The 15,693-nt window shown below is 59.8% G+C and carries 8 protein-coding genes; 6 read left to right on the forward strand and 2 right to left on the reverse strand.

Features of this window, described 5'->3' with window-relative positions:
* Positions 1-386: 386 nt before the first annotated feature.
* Positions 387-3,971 carry a cadherin domain-containing protein gene (locus P9A16_RS33260; protein WP_278026434.1) on the forward strand — a complete coding sequence of 1,195 codons (3,585 nt, stop codon included), beginning with the start codon at positions 387-389 and terminating at the stop codon, positions 3,969-3,971.
* Between the two features lie 78 nt (positions 3,972-4,049).
* Here the strand turns inward: P9A16_RS33260 and P9A16_RS33265 are convergent, their stop codons facing one another.
* The gene (locus P9A16_RS33265; RefSeq protein WP_053190917.1) at positions 4,050-4,370 is read right to left on the reverse strand and encodes a hypothetical protein; all 321 of its coding nucleotides are present in this window, start codon (positions 4,368-4,370) and stop codon (positions 4,050-4,052) included.
* A 620-nt stretch (positions 4,371-4,990) separates the two neighbouring features.
* The gene (locus tag P9A16_RS33270; RefSeq protein WP_050746553.1) at positions 4,991-6,211 is read right to left on the reverse strand and encodes a replication initiator protein A; all 1,221 of its coding nucleotides are present in this window, start codon (positions 6,209-6,211) and stop codon (positions 4,991-4,993) included.
* Positions 6,212-6,386: 175 nt separating this feature from the next.
* Between P9A16_RS33270 and cysD the strand changes: the two genes are divergently transcribed.
* The 5 genes from cysD to P9A16_RS33295 are packed head-to-tail and all read left to right on the forward strand — an operon-like array spanning position 6,387 to position 15,692.
* Entirely contained in the window at positions 6,387-7,316 is a 930-nt protein-coding gene (cysD, locus tag P9A16_RS33275) for a sulfate adenylyltransferase subunit CysD (protein ID WP_050746552.1), read from the forward strand.
* Positions 7,316-9,217: a sulfate adenylyltransferase subunit CysN gene (gene cysN, locus P9A16_RS33280; RefSeq protein WP_278026435.1), complete on the forward strand. Its 1,902-nt coding sequence runs from the start codon at positions 7,316-7,318 to the stop codon at positions 9,215-9,217. Before cysD ends, cysN begins: the two co-directional genes overlap by 1 nt.
* Before the next feature lie 46 nt (positions 9,218-9,263).
* A complete protein-coding gene (locus P9A16_RS33285) occupies positions 9,264-10,541 on the forward strand; it encodes a capsular polysaccharide export protein, LipB/KpsS family (protein ID WP_278026436.1) in 1,278 nt (425 codons plus the stop codon).
* Positions 10,542-10,554: 13 nt separating this feature from the next.
* On the forward strand, positions 10,555-13,251 hold the full coding sequence (locus P9A16_RS33290; RefSeq protein ID WP_278026437.1) for a tetratricopeptide repeat protein: 2,697 nt from the start codon (positions 10,555-10,557) through the stop codon (positions 13,249-13,251).
* Between the two features lie 44 nt (positions 13,252-13,295).
* A complete protein-coding gene (locus P9A16_RS33295; protein ID WP_278026438.1) occupies positions 13,296-15,692 on the forward strand; it encodes a capsular polysaccharide export protein, LipB/KpsS family in 2,397 nt (798 codons plus the stop codon).
* The last annotated feature ends 1 nt before the right edge of the window (position 15,693 follow it).

The raw sequence follows: 15,693 nt of genomic DNA on the forward strand, positions 1-15,693 counted from the left end.
ATCATTCATGGCGGGTGTGGTCTCCGGAAACGGCACGGATCGGCGTAAGCAACCAAATCCTACGTCATTTCAACGGTTTGAACCATATCCGCCAACCCCTCGTGAATTATTCGGGCTAGCAATAGCCACCCCTTAAATTCGGGTCGTTGAAGCGTCCGTACAGCGGGTATCCCCGTGCGCCGCGTGACCCTCTTCGGCTGTTTGGAAGGCTGCATATTATGCAGGATATATTCACACGCACCTTCCGCCATCCCATCAAGCCCATCCCGACTGGCCTCCACTGTCGGGCAAGCTGAAGAACACTCAAGCCAATTGCCTCGATCAGTTTGTAAACGCGCCTCCCGGACGGAGATCGGCGCGATTTTCAGTGTTGGGAAAGAACAGAAATGGCACAACTTCCGAAAACGATTAAGATAGATGCAAGCTCCAGCACAAGCGGAGTGAATTTCACGACTTTTGTTAGCCAATACCTCACCGATCTCGCAAAAATCGGAAGTAGTGGTGCCTATAATTTCTATGGGGGTACGGCAGATTCTGCCTATGGCAGCACGTATTACATGAACGGCGACCAACTTGCCTTCAGATACCAGAAGAGCGGTACAGAGACAGTTGATCGCATCGTCCTCGGCGGCGAAGAAATTTCTTACGACGGCATTCATCACGGTAGCTTCTACGGTCATGGCATATCTGGTTACGTCGATAGCCTGACATTTGGTTCCTGGGGGCCGGGCACCAAACCAGGTACAGGCGACCCACAGACAGCCCCTCTGACCGGTCTTGTCGAGACGCTCAAAATTACGGGACTTGATCTTTACGTGAAGCCGGGCACAGGTCCCGCAACTACAACCCCTACGTTCAATGTCAATGCCCTTCACTCCCTCTACGACGCCCTGCTGGCCGGCGGGGAAACAGCAAGCAGGGCCATCAATGAGCTATTGGCCAAATACGCCCAGCACTTCATTGGTTCGACCGGAAACGACACATATGCGGGCACAGACAACAATGATACAGTTGATGGAAAGGGCGGGGACGATGCAATAGACGGTGGGCTTGGTGACGATACCGCCGTCTATTCTGGTAACCGTGCGAACTACACCCTGACCGAAGGCCAGGATGGTGTCTGGACAATAACGGGCGCTGACGGCGTGGACACGCTGAAGAATATCGAATACGTCCGCTTCGCCGACCTGACCCAAGATCTTAGCAAGCTCACTGATAACGAAAACCATGCGCCGACGGGTCTGGAGCTGGGCACAAACGGAGTGGTCTGGGGAACCCTCAAGGTCGGCGGTTCCATCGGCACGCTTTCCGCTAGTGATCGTGATGCCGATGAAGTCTTCACCTTTGAGCTTGTCGACGACGCGGACGGGCACTTCTTCGTTGACGGTGACCAGATCAAGCTCGCAAAAGGCCTGACGACGACAGATAGTCGCACCGTGACCGTCCGCGTCACCGACAAGGCCGGGAACTCATTCGAAAAGGTTTTGACCCTCACCGTAGGTGGCACCGTGGATAACGATGCTCCGACTACGCCTATCCTGACGAACGCGACCCCGAACCCACTTGAAAACGTGAAGGTGAACACGGTCGTCGGAACTCTTTCCGCGACGGACCCGGAAAACCGGCCGTTGACCTATACGATCACCAATGATGCCGACAAGAAGTTCCGCCTCGTCACAGAAGGCGGCGAAACGAAACTGGTGATCGGCGGTGCACTCGACTTTGAAACGAAGACGACCCACAGTGTGACGATCAAGGTCTCCGATGGCGAGAAGGAGTCTACCGAGACCTTCACGATCAATGTCGCGGATATCGATGAGGCGCCGTCCGCACCAACACTTTCCGGCACGAGTATAGCCGAGAACTCCGCCCTCAACACGGTCGTCGGGACGCTTTCCTCAAGTGATCCGGAAGGCAAGAGCTTGACCTATACGCTGACGGACGACAGCGGCAAGTTCAAGCTTGTCCAGGACGGAAGCCAGTGGAAGCTCGCAGTCAACGGCACGCTTGACTACGAAACAGGCCCCCGCACCTATAGCGTAAAGGTCGGAGCCTTCGATGGCGTCAACACAACGGAAAAGACCCTCACGATCAACGTCACCGACGTCTATGAGCCGACGGACCTGACGCTTTCCAAAGAGACTGTCGATGAAGATGCCGCGATCGGCACGGTCGTCGGCACCTTCGCGGCAACCAATCCCGAAAACAAAACGCTGACCTATCAGCTCAGCGATGATGCCGGCGGCAAATTCAAGCTCGTCCAGGACGGAAGCCAGTGGAAGCTCCTCGTCAATGGCACGCTCGATTACGAAACGGCGACAAGCCATGACGTGACGGTCAAGGTTTCTGATGGAACCAATACCGAGACAAAAACCTTCACGGTCAAGGTCGGTGATGTCGCAGACGGAACGGACCAGTCGCGCGGAACGGTGACACTCGACGGTTCCGGCTCGGCCGGTATCGATTTCGACGCCTTCCTGGTCAGCCAGTTCCTTAAGGGTGCCACCCTTGAAGGTTACCCGGGGCTGAACAACAACAACAAGGAAATGTTCTTCAGCTACGGCTCACAGTCTACCTCGAAATATGCGCTGGCCTTTGGTGCTTTCGAATATGACATGGCGACCCACAAGATCACGGGCAAGATCGATTCCGTCGAATACGGCACCCGCGGAACCGGTTCGTTCGGCACCAACAATGCCTTTGCCGGGGGGAACGTACAGCTTCGTATCAGTGGACTCGATCTCACCAACAGTGCCGGCAGCGAAGCCCTCAGCTTGTTCTCGAAAGTCCATATGGCCGGCAACAGTGCTACGGCAGCAGATTTGGCACTCTACCTGCAATACCTGAAGCAATATGCCCAGAACGTCGTCGGTTCGAGTGGCGCTGACACCTATGTCGGCACACGCTTCAACGATACGGTGAAGGGCAATGGCGGCAATGACAAGATCGATGGCGGTCTCGGCGATGACACATTCGTGCTGAACGGTGCAAAGGCCGACTACACCTGGGTCGAGAACAAGGATGGCACCTGGACGGTGACGGACAAGCGCACCGGCAGCAGTGACGGCGTCGATACGATCAAAGGCATCGAAAAGCTGAAATTCTCTGACGGGACCGTCACGATCGGCGAACCCGAGGTCTCCGATATCATCGAGGGGACAGCCGGAAACGACTCCCTTCCGGGCACCAGCCGCTCCGACAGGATTCTCGGCCACGCCGGCAATGACAAGCTCTTCGGTCAAGGCGGCCACGATGTTCTGAACGGCGGAGAGGGGAGTGACCAGCTCTTTGGCGGAACCGGCAACGATCAGCTCTATGGCGGCGCGGGCAAAGATGTTCTCTACGGCGGCACGGGCAATGACGAACTTTTCGGCGGCGCCGACAACGACCAGCTCTTCGGTGGAACCGGCAAGGATGTCATCTATGGCGGCGCTGGTAAGGACATCCTTTACGGCGGCACGAGCAATGACGAGCTCTATGGCGGTGAAGGCAACGACGACATCTATGGCGGGACCGGAAATGACCAGGTCGAAGGTGGCGCGGGGAACGACAAGCTCCGTGGAGGCGACGGCAACGACGTCATTTCTGGTGGTGCTGGAAACGACCGGCTGGTAGGTGGCAATGGTGCCGATCTGCTCTCCGGCGGCGCAGGTAAGGATGTATTCGTCTTCAACACGCTCGCCAACTCGACGGTAAAGACGTCCGGTCGCGATACGATTCTCGATTTCAACGGTAAAGCCGGTGATCGTATCGACCTTTCAGGCATCGACGCCAATGGCAAGGTTTCTGGTGACCAGGCCTTCTCCTTCGTCGGTTCGGAGCAGTTCTCCAAGACAGCCGGTGAGCTTCGCATCGAGAAGACGGCGTCCGACACCTTCATCTATGGGGATGTCGATGGCGACGGAAATGCGGATTTTGCCATCCAGGTGGCTGGCAGCACGACCTTCCTGAAGGACTACTTCGTTCTGTAAGCCCACCTTAAAACGGAAGCGCCGCCCCATAGGGGCGGCGTTTTGTCCTTCTGAATATTTTGACTTCTAGCCGCGCTCTCAGCTTTGCAGTGGGACAGAGCTCTCCTTCTGCTGGCCCTCATTTTGCGCAGGCGGCCCATTCTTTGGCGGCATCGAGGAATGGACCCAAAGGATATCCCGTTCCATGGTGAACTGAAATCGCCGGGGATGAGGGTGCGTATCGCTGACCCCTTGCATATCGTTTATCGCATCCAGGAAATCCTTGGGCGCGATCTTCACATAGTGCCCGCCCAGAACGTCGAGGCTGACATACACTTCTGAAACCGATTGAGCGGCGATTTTCATTTCCCAGAGGAACCGCCAGCTCTTTTCCGGTTCGCTTGTCTGTTCCTGGTTCATCTTGTGCCTCGTATCATTGCTGCCTTGGGGAGGCAGCTGTCATATTGCTCGGCTCTCAAGGCCATTGCATGGCAGTATAGAAGGCGTTGCCCTTCTCAGCGAAGAGTTATCCATTGCCTCATTCAAATTCAGCAAGATTCAGGACAGCGCCAAAAATCCAATTTTGCCATGAGGCTCTGCCAAAATTTTACGACCTTTCGGTACCCATTTCGGAGAGTTTTGCCGACAAAAATCATGAATTATCTTTTGAAGTGAGGCTGACAGCCTCGTTTTAGGTGGTTTTATTAGTTTTAATAAGTTTTAGACGCAAAAAGTGTGTTTTTCTGATTTTTAAACAATAGCTTACTTCCGTTAGATGTCGGTGATGTACGGTTTGTCGTCGGTAATGTACGGTTTGTCGTCGGCGATGTACGGAAAATTGTCGGCGAAATACGGTTTTCGACAAAATTCCGTCATTTGCCTCAGAGGATGCGCGGGGAAACTTGTCGTCGGCGATGTACGGTAGACCGACAAATTTTTGTCGTCGGTAATGTACGGGGCGGGGACAAATTTTTGTCGTCGGTGATGTACGGCGAGCTGTTGATTTTTGTCGTCGGCCAAGTACGGAGCCACGACAAAAATTAGAGTTCGGCGAGGAGAGGGGAGAGCGGCAGGTCGCCTTCGTTGCGGTAGCGCATGCGCAGCATCGATCCGTCCTTGCCGTCCTCGAGCGAAAGATCGTATTCCGGCATCGGGAAGGCGAGGGTGCGGGTGACGAACTCCCGGAGGTCGTAGGAGAACTTTCGCAGTTCCTGGGTGGAGCCGCTGCGCTTGTAGAGCTCCTTCAGGCTGTAGATCGCCTCGCTCTTGCCGGCGGCCTTGCGCGCCAGGCGGTAGATGAAGCGGCCAAGGCCGGAGCTGATCAGGAAGTAGTCCTGGTGGAGTGTGAGGAGGGGCAGCGTCCGCTCGTTGCGCACCACGCTGGTATAGACCCAGTCGGGGATACTGATCTCGATCGTTTCGATGCGGTTGGCGCCGGTGCGGCTGACAACGCTGTAACCGCTGATCATCGGGCGGCTGTCGACCTGGCGGCGCTTGCCGCCGGAGAGGTTGACCATCTTGATCGTGGTGTTGGCGAGCCGGTCGAGCGCGGCCTCGAGATCCTCGTAGGATTTACCGCCGTCCGAGCGCCGGCAGAACTTCAGGATGTGGGAGGCGCTTGGACGGTAGGTCTTCGGCGGCAGGCTTGGCCTTAGACCCTTTGCCTCGCTGCTGCGATAGTTTTTCACCTCGTCGGCGAGATAGGAGACCATGTTGAGGAAGATGTCGTAGTCGAAGACCGTCGCAAGGCCCGTTTCTGCGCCGCCTTCGATGGTGATGAGGCTGTCCTTCAACTCGTATTTGATGATGCCCTTGTTCGCCTTCTTGCTGAGCGAGAAGGGGGCGACGTCCATGAGGTGCACGTCGTCCTTCAGCGGCGCGTCGTAGATCGTCGGCACGAAGAACATCAGCTGGGCGTCATCCTGCGGCGCGGTGCGCAGGATGCGTTTCGGCGTCGTCTCCTGCATCAGGGCTGCGGTGACGTCGGCCTGGATGGATTCGTTACGGATCGCTTCCCCGAGGCGGGACAGCAGCATGTCCATCTTGCTGTCACCGAGGTTCTCCAGCTTCAGGTCGGCCCAGACCCGGCGGCTGTAGTAGCGCCGCAGCCGGCTGAGGGCGTCCTTGTCGAGCTTGATCCGTTCCCGCTCGTTCTGGTCGGCATATTGATCGGCGAGTGTCTGCAGATAGGTATTCTTCTCGTGCAGAGACAGGTCGCTGAAGTCAGCGCGTGTCATCATGGAGAAGCGGGGAGCCTTCATGTCCGGATTGTCCTGTCTTCGGCCCGCTCTCCGGCCTCGGGGTCGGGAAGGGCGTATGTCGTGGCGAGATATAACCAACAGGGGGCCTTTTCCGCCAGAGCAGATAGGCGTCTCCAAGCAGCGGTTCGTCAGAAAGCCTTTTGCTATCGTGCGGACGTTGTGCAAAGAGAGCGGGATGTTCAATGGACCATCGGAGCACGCATTGACGTCTCTTACTCACCTCCAGCGACTGGAAGCGGAGGCGATCCATATTTTTCGCGAGGTCGCGGCGACCTTTTCCAAGCCGGTCATGCTCTACTCGGTGGGCAAGGACTCCTCCGTCATGCTGCATCTGGCGATGAAGGCCTTCTATCCGGCAAAGCCGCCCTTTCCGTTCCTGCATGTCGATACGACCTGGAAATTCAAGGACATGATCGCCTTTCGCGACCGCATGGCGGCCGAACTCGGCTTCGATCTGCTCGTCCATGTCAATCCGGAGGGCGTCGAGCAGCAAATCTCGCCCTTCACGCACGGCTCCAGCATCCACACCCATGTGATGAAGACGGTGGCGCTGCGCCAGGCGCTCGACAAGTACGGTTTCGACGCGGCCTTCGGTGGCGCCAGGCGCGACGAGGAGAAGTCGCGCGCCAAGGAGCGCATCTTTTCTTTCCGCAACGCCGCCCATGCCTGGGATCCGAAGAACCAGCGCCCGGAAATGTGGAAAACCTACAATACGCGTGTTGCACCCGGAGAATCGATCCGCGTCTTTCCGCTTTCCAATTGGACCGAACTCGATATCTGGCAGTACATCCTGAAGGAGAACATCCCGATCGTGCCGCTCTATTTCGCGGCGCGGCGTCCGGTCGTCGAAAGAGACGGCATGCTGGTCATGGTAGACGACGAGCGCATGCCGATCGGTGAGACCGACACGGTCGAGGACCGCCTCGTGCGCTTCCGCACGCTCGGCTGCTATCCGCTGACCGGCGCGATCGATTCCGATGCGGCGACGCTGGAGGATATCGTGCGGGAAATGCTGACGGCGCGGACCTCCGAGCGCCAGGGTCGGATGATCGACAAGGACGAGGCCGGCTCGATGGAGAAGAAGAAGCGCGAGGGTTATTTCTGATGGCGACCGTCGCTTCGGACCTTTCCGCAAAGGGGATTGCCGATTATCTGCGCGAGCAGGAGAACAAGTCCCTGCTGCGTTTCCTCACCTGCGGCTCGGTGGACGACGGCAAGTCGACCCTGATCGGCCGCCTGCTCTACGACACCAAGCTGATCTTCGAGGACCAGCTCGCCGCGCTCGAGCGCGACAGCAAGAAGCACGGAACGGCCGGCGACGAGATCGATTTTGCGCTGCTGGTCGATGGGCTGGAGGCCGAGCGCGAGCAGGGCATCACCATCGACGTCGCCTATCGCTTCTTTGCCACCGATCGGCGGAAGTTCATCGTCGCCGATACACCCGGCCATGAGGAATATACCCGCAATATGGCGACAGGCGCCTCGACGGCAGACCTTGCCGTCGTGCTGATCGATGCGCGCCAGGGCATCCTGCGGCAGACCCGTCGCCATGCCTATATCGCCTCGTTGCTCGGCATCCGGCATATCGTGCTCGCCGTCAACAAGATCGACCTCGTCGGCTACGACCGGGCGGTATTCGACAAGATCGTCGCGGAGTTCAGGGCCTTTGCCGGCGCACTCGGCTTTGCCACGATCCAGCCGATCCCGCTGTCGGCCCGTCACGGCGACAACGTTACCCGCCGCTCAGAGAATACGCCTTGGTATCAGGGGCCGCATCTGCTCGAGCATCTGGAAACGGTTCCGGTCGAGGAGGCTAACCGCGAAAAACCCTTCCGGTTCCCGGTCCAGTACGTTTCCCGCCCGGATCTCGATTTCCGCGGTTTCGCCGGCCAGGTCGCCTCCGGCGCCGTCGCCGTCGGTGACACGGTGATCGTCGCCAAATCCGGCCAGTCGACGCGGATCAAGGAGATCGTCACCCGGGATGGTTCGCTCGATCGCGCCATGGAAGGGCAGGCGGTGACATTGGTCCTCGAGGACCAGCTCGAAGTCTCGCGCGGCAACATTCTGGTCGCCCCCGACGACCGACCGACCGTTGCCGACCAGTTCCAGGCGCATGTCATCTGGTTCGATGCGAACCCGATGATCCCCGGCCGCAGCTACATCCTGCGCACCGAAACGGACAGTGTCGAGACGACGGTGACAGCCCTCAAATACGAGGTCGACGTCAACACCTTCGCCCATCTCGCCGCCAAGGCGCTGCACATGAACGGCGTTGCGGTGTGCAATTTCTCGACCCGGGCGCCGATCGCTTTCGACAGCTACGCCGCCAACCGCGTGACCGGCAACTTCGTCCTGATCGACCGGATGAGCAACCGGACGGTCGGGGCCGGCATGATCGATTTCGGGCTGCGCCGGGCCGACAACGTGCACTGGCAGGCGATGGAGGTCGACCGTACGGCGCGGGCGGTCCTGAAGCACCAGAAAGCCGCGGTCGTCTGGTTCACCGGACTTTCCGGCTCCGGCAAGTCGACGGTCGCCAACCACCTGGAGAAGCTGCTGCACGCCGAGGGCCGCCATACCTACATGCTTGACGGCGACAATGTCCGCCACGGCCTCAACAAGGATCTCGGCTTCACCGCCGAGGACCGCGTCGAAAACATCCGCCGGGTGGCCGAAGTCGCCAAGCTGATGACCGATGCGGGTCTCATCGTGCTGGTCTCCTTCATCTCGCCCTTCCGCTCGGAACGGCAGCTCGCAAGGGATCTGATGGTTGAGGGCGAGTTCATCGAGGTGTTTGTCGATACGCCCATCGAGGAATGCGCGCGGCGCGATCCGAAGGGGCTCTACAAGAAGGCGATGCGCGGCGAGCTCGCCAATTTCACGGGCATCAGCTCGCCCTATGAAGCGCCCGAAAATCCCGAAGTGCACCTCGAGACCGTCGGAACCGAGCCGGACGAACTGGCGATGCGGATCCACGCGGTTCTGGAAAGCCGGATGGAGGGATGATCGACTGCATCCCGGCGCTGCGCCCGGATGCGGAGACGATAGAGCGATGGCGACCGACGCACAGAAAATCCCGACCTTTGCGCTCCATATGAACGGCTGGAAGCGGGCTGTCTTCCAGTCCTTCTTTCCGGAGCGGCGCTTCGTCTATCTGCCGCTGAACGTCACGGCGGAGGTGTTCGAGCGCAAGTGGATGGCGCGCATCGCGGCGACGAGGGGGGCGGAGGTCTTCATCTGGGGCCACAATCTGCCAGCCAATCTCGAGACCTTCGTGCGGGACCGCGGCATCCCCTGTTTCTTCATCGAAGACGGTTTTCTGCGATCGAACCGGCCCAACGCTGCGCGTACGCCGCCCTTGTCGCTCTCGCTCGACAGCCGCCGGCCCTATTTCGACAGCCGGGGACCATCAGACCTGGAAGTGATGCTGGAGACGCATGATTTTTCCGGCGATCCGGACCTTCTGGAACGGGCGAGGGAAGGCATCCGCCTCATCGTGGAAGGCGGCCTCAGCAAGTACAACATGGTGTCGAGCCTCTCCCTTGCGGACCTGCTCGGGGAGAAGACGAAGCCGCGCGTGCTCGTCATTGGCCAGGTCGAGGATGACGCCTCCATCCTCTATGGATGCGACCGGAAATTTGGCAACAACGACCTCGTGCGGCTCGCCGCCGCGGAAAATCCGGACGCCGAAATCCTCTACAAGCCGCATCCGGATATCCTGAACGGCGTGCGTGACGCCCAGTCGGATCCGCAGGAGGTTGCCCATCTCTGCCGCATCCTCAGGGAAAAGATACCGCTCGCCCGGTCCTTCGAAACGATCGACAAGGCCTATGCGATCACCTCGCTCGGCGGCTTCGAGGCGCTGCTGCGTGGCATTCCGCTGACCGTGCTCGGCTGTCCCTTCTACGCGGGCTGGGGCCTTACAGATGACCGGCAGCCCAATCCTAGGCGCACGCGCCGGCGCACGGTGGAAGAGGTCTTCGCCGCCGCCTATCTTCGCTACCCGACCTATTTCGAGCCGGTGACGGGCGCGCGTTCCACATTCGAACAGGCCGTCGAATGGTTGAAGCTGCGCCTTGAAAACCCGGAAAAATACCGGAACGAATTCGGCGATGCCAAGCCGGATAAATGGCGGCCTTGGGGCGCCTATGGCATCCTCGGCTGGCGCCATCTTTTGCCTTTCATCCTCATCCCCCTTATCGGGTGGGGCGGCAACAGGAGGCTCGTCGAGAAATACAGGGCCAATCCGATCCGCTTCTTTCGCGAGAGGACATCCCTGAAAGCACGCATCGTCGGACGGATCCTCTATCCGTTCGATGCACGGAAATAGAGGAGGCCGCGTCTTGTTCGAAAAACCGCTCATCACGGCCGTCATTCCCGTGCGTCTCTCCGCCGACCGGCTTTACGACGAGCCCGAGCGCATCGCCCGGATCATTGCGACACTGCCCCAAGGGTATGCGCCGCTCATCGTCGATTACGGCACGCCGGCGGAAAGGGCGGGAGAGTTGCGTGATCTTGCCGCCGCGACGGGAACGCGGCTGGTGCGCTTGGAAACGGGCGATGCCCCTTTCAGTGTCGGACATGCGCGCGACATCGGCACACAGCATGCGCAAACGCCGCTGATCCTCTACCACGACATCGACTTCCTCATGTCGCCGCGCAGCTACGAGCGCGTGCTGGAGGAGACGCGGCTGCGCGGCATGCCCGACAATGCCTATACCTTCTTCGCCTTGCCCGGCGCCTACATGACGGAGGATTTCACCCGGCGTTACCTGGATCTCTTCGCCCGCAGGGAGGCGGCCTTCGCCGATACGCTGCTGCATGACGGGGTGATGCGGGACGACAGGACGGTCTACCAGAACCACACCTATGCGATCTCGGCGATCGTCGCCAGCCGCTACCATCTCCTGGCGATCGGCGGGCACGACAAGAGTTTCGTCGGCCATGGGGCGGAGGATTTCGAGCTTCTGCACCGGCTCGCAAGCTACGGGCCGAAGGGACCGCGCACGGGCAATTATTATCTCAACACCCGCCGCAACGCGATCCAGCGCTATGAGGGGTTCCGGGCCTATTTCGCGCTCTATGGCATCGACGTCTTCCAGCGCGGCCTGCAGATGGCTCATCTGTGGCACCCGCAGCGCGAGGATGCGAGCTATGTGACGCCGATGACGGAAAACCAGGAGCGCGTCTCCGGCATCATGGAAGCCTATGATACCGGTGCGTCCTGGCTCCTGCCCATGGAAGACCTGCATTCCCGGGAAAAGACGCTTGTCCTTGCCGAGGAAGATGCTCCGGCCCTCCGGGCGCTACGGCATGCTTTCCCCGCCTTCGGGCATTATCGGATCCGGCAGGAGGGGGATTTCGCCGATAGCGACCTGCTGAGCCGCACCCTGGATGCAGAAGGGTTTACCCGGATCCTTTTCCTCGACCCCTATGGCAATGACCATCGCTGCTCCCTGTACAGGGGCCTCAAGGCCGCGGGGCGGCGTCTTGCTGTCTGGGGGCAGGGTGGGCTGCCGGGAAGCTGGTTCTTCGATCCAGAAGGGTTTTGTGCTGACAGCGCCTCGTATGCGGCGGCGCGTTGGGACCAGCCTCTCGATGAGGCTGCCCGGCAGAGGGTGTTGGACTGGCTGGAAAGCCAGAAACCCGCACCTGCGGAGGACACCGAGGCGGCGGGGCCTGCTCTCGCCGAACGACTTGGTCTCGGCGGGCGGCAGATGGTGCTTGTGGATATGCAAGACCTGGATGACGGAATGGCCCGCGCCTTCGCTGGCCCTTGCGGCGGGGCTGATGCATTCAAGGACTGGATCGCTTATCTCGCAGGGGTGCTTGATCCGCAGGCCTATCTCGTTGTGGCAAAATGCACGCCAGGCGCCGCCGTCCCTGACATGGCGCATGTCCTCTTCGTGGAGGAGAACGAGGAAGCGGCCGATCTGATTGACTTGGCTGCGTCGGTCGTCGTTCTCAACTCCGGTCTCGGTCTTGCGGCGCTTGCAAAAGGCAAGCCCGTGATCTGCTGCGGCGAAGCCTTCTACGCCCAGCCCGGCCTTGCGTGCACGGTTTCCGAAAGGGAGGCGCTGGTCGCGGCTGTCAAGGAGGCCTCCTTACCGGATGAGGACAGGCGGCTGAGCTTCCTGCGCTACCTGACCGAGGATTTCTATTCGTTCGGCGTTGCCGATCAGGTTCCCTCCAGCGCGGGAGGGACGACAAACCGTATCCTTTTTTCCGTCATCCGCGGACTGACCGAAGCTCCCATCGCTCTGGGGCAGGTTCCGGGAAACGTTTCCCTCAAGGCACCGCTCTATTTTTCCTTCGGTGGCCGTGAGGGGGTGCAGGAAGAGACGAAGGCTATCAATACATTCATCCGCATGGGAAGTGCGGCCTGCGAGAAAGGCGAATATGACGAAGCGCTTCGCCTGTTTGCGATTGCCAACCGGCGGCAGCTTGCCAACAAAAACCTGTCCCGTGCCATGATCGAAGCGGGTATGGTGGCGCATGCGGCCGGCGAGCGTGATGAAGCTGCGCGGCTCTTTGAGACCGCACGCCGATGGGTTCCCGATGGCAGGGGTGCCGCGCGTCCGCTCATTGAGCTGGCGAAAGCCGTGCGTTTGGCGGGAGATTACGAAGACGCCGATCGCCTCTTTGAGATTGCCTATCGCTGGCTTCCGGAGGATCGGAATCTCCATAAACTTCTCCTCGAAACCGGCGTCCAGCGGCATGGTGGTCCCCTCGCCGACTGGATGATCCTGCCGGCCGGGAAACTGAGCGAAAAGGCACGGGAAGCCTTCGCCGCAGGCGATTACAGAAAGGCAACGCAGCTTTTTGAGGCCCTGCGCGCGCGCGAACCCGATGAGGTCGAGCACCTGCGATGCCTAGCGGAATGCTATCTGAAGCGCGGTGCGGACGCTTTGGCGCTGGAATGCCTGGATGAGGCTTTGAAGCGCTTGCCCGAAAACAAGCGGCTGCAGCGCAGGAGGCGAGACGCAGCCTTGCCGCAATGGCTGCGCCGGCTCTTTCCAGGCCGGCCTTTCCTGCCTTGATGAAAGCGGCGGTGGGTGTGTTTCTTTACGACCAAGGATGACGAATGAGTTCCGCAGACACCTCCCCCGGTAGACCGGGTGCGCCGATCGGCGTGCAGGACATCACCATGGTGTTCTGCGTCCGCCTTCATGACGGCAATCCCTGGATTATCGACCGACTGGATGCGATGGCTGAGTACTACCAGCCCTGTCCGCCGGTCGTTGTCGTGGATTTCGGATCGGAGCCCTCGCACCGAAACGCCATTGCAGCCGTCTGCACACGACGCGGCTATCGCTATCATTTCGTCGATGATCCAGGTGTGTTCTCGCTGTCGCTTGCCCGTAATATCGGTGCATCGCTGTGCGCGACGGATTTCATCTACTTCTGCGATCCTGATTTCATCAGTGAACGCGATCTCTTCCAGCGGCTGGCGGAGACGGCGAGCGCGCTCGATATGCGCAATGTCATCGACGTCATGCTCAATCCGCCGGCCTTTCATCTTGGGGCCGCCGAGACGCAGCAGCTCGAAAGCCTCGGCAGCGCCGAGCAGCAATCATTCCTCCTGCGTAAATTCGCCTTCACGCTGAACTATTCCGAGGTGAGCGGCCCGGATGAGCGTTATGTCGCGCCCTATTCGAACGTCTTCCTGATCAGTCGGAAGATGTTCTCCCTCGTCGGAGGCTATGATCCATCCTTCCGTGGGCACGGATCCGAAGATTTCGAATTCCTGCTGCGCTTCTGCCTCCATGCGGGCCTTCTGCCTTTGCCGGAGGAGCCCGAAAAGGACCTGTTCGGCCCGCTTAGGGCCAATTTCTATCAGGCGCGGCCCTATGTCGGCTTTCGCAGGCTCTTCGAGCTGCTTTCTCAGCCGACGGAGGGGTTGGGGCTCAAGGTTTTCCACCGGTACCATCCTCGCGCGAAGGAACAGGCGTGGTATGCGTCCGGCGACAGGAAACGGGAGAATTTCCTTTCCGCGGCGCAAAAGTATCTCGCCGATCGCACAAGGTTGCTGTCGATCGACCATCTGGACCGCAAAAAGACGATTGCCTGCCTGTGCAAGAACAAGGACACGCTGGGCTATTTCCTGCCGCTCCGGCTTCTGGGCTACCGGCTCGTTCCCGTCCTCTCCGACAAGGCGGACGCGGTCGGCGAAATCCTTTCCGGCCTCGAACAGGGCCGCATCGACGACATCGCCATCTTCAATCCTTACATGAAGAGCCACGCCGCTTTCCGCCCGATCTTCGACAAGGCCAAGGCGCTCGGCCGGCACACGATCGTCATCGAAAGGGGCGCCTTGCCGGCGACGATCTATTATGACGAGGACGTCTGCTACACCAGCGAGCGCTTTTCCGAAGCGGCCTTCCTTGCGGAAACGTTTTCCACCGAAGAACTGGAAGATGCCCGGGCCTATGTCGACGACCTGCGCGGGGGCGGCAAGACCCTCGAACAGATGGGCGTTTACGAAGAGACGGCCGCAAAATACCGCCATCTCCAGGACGACAATCGCCTCAAGTGCTTCGTGCCGCTGCAGCTGGAAGACGACATGGCCGTCACCCTGTTCCTTCGCGGTGAACAATCCTACCCGCAGTTCCTGGGATCCCTGGCGTCCCTGGTGGCTGACAATGCCGACGTCCTCTTCATCATAAAGCCGCACCCCCTGTCGAAGACGGACCTTCCGCTTTCAAGTCCGAACGTCGTCACGGCGGAAAGGGATGACAACATTCATGCCCTCATCGACAGCGTCGATGCCACGCTCTGCTACAATTCCGGGGTCGGCCTTCTCTCCCTCATGCATGAGACGGTCACGATCACCCTCGGCAACGCCTTCTACAATCTCGCCGGCGCCGGCTATCGCGCGCCCTCCGCTGCCGCCGGCATTGCCGCGTTGAAGAAAGGAGAGCTCAAGCGGCCTGCGCGTGGCCTCGTTCTTCGCATCACCGCCTGGTTCATCCTCAGAAAATACTCCCGTTTCCGCGCCACGGACCACATCGTCGAGTTCCAGACCCGCAAGAGCCACGGCTACAAGGACATCCGCGTGACGGAACTGCGCTGGAAGGATGCGGCAGAGCGGCTCGGCCGCTTGAACGAGACGGTGCGCTTTTCCTGGCTGAGTTATGCCGGAGCCAAAATGGCGCCGACGCGGTTCATGGGCGAGCCGGACTCATCAAGCGCCGAAGCACTCAGCATGTCCGGCTTTACCGCTTATCGGGAGGGTCGTTATGGACAGGCGGCAGAACAACTGGTCCAGGCCTTCGCGCTGAAGGAAAGCCAGCCGAACCTCCTGCGGCATGCAGCCGAGGCTTATCTTCTGGCTGGTGACCGGAAAGCGGCGGTTGCGGCCCAGAAAGCGGCGCTTGTCCGCCTGCCGACCAACAAGCGCGTGAAACTGCGCCTCTGGGTCATGCGAGTGCCGCTTCTCGGCATCATCGTCGGACAGCAGCGGTTCAAACGCCCGCAGTAAG

It is taken from the genome of Shinella sp. 838, assembly GCF_029623935.1.
GTDB lineage: Bacteria > Pseudomonadota > Alphaproteobacteria > Rhizobiales > Rhizobiaceae > Shinella.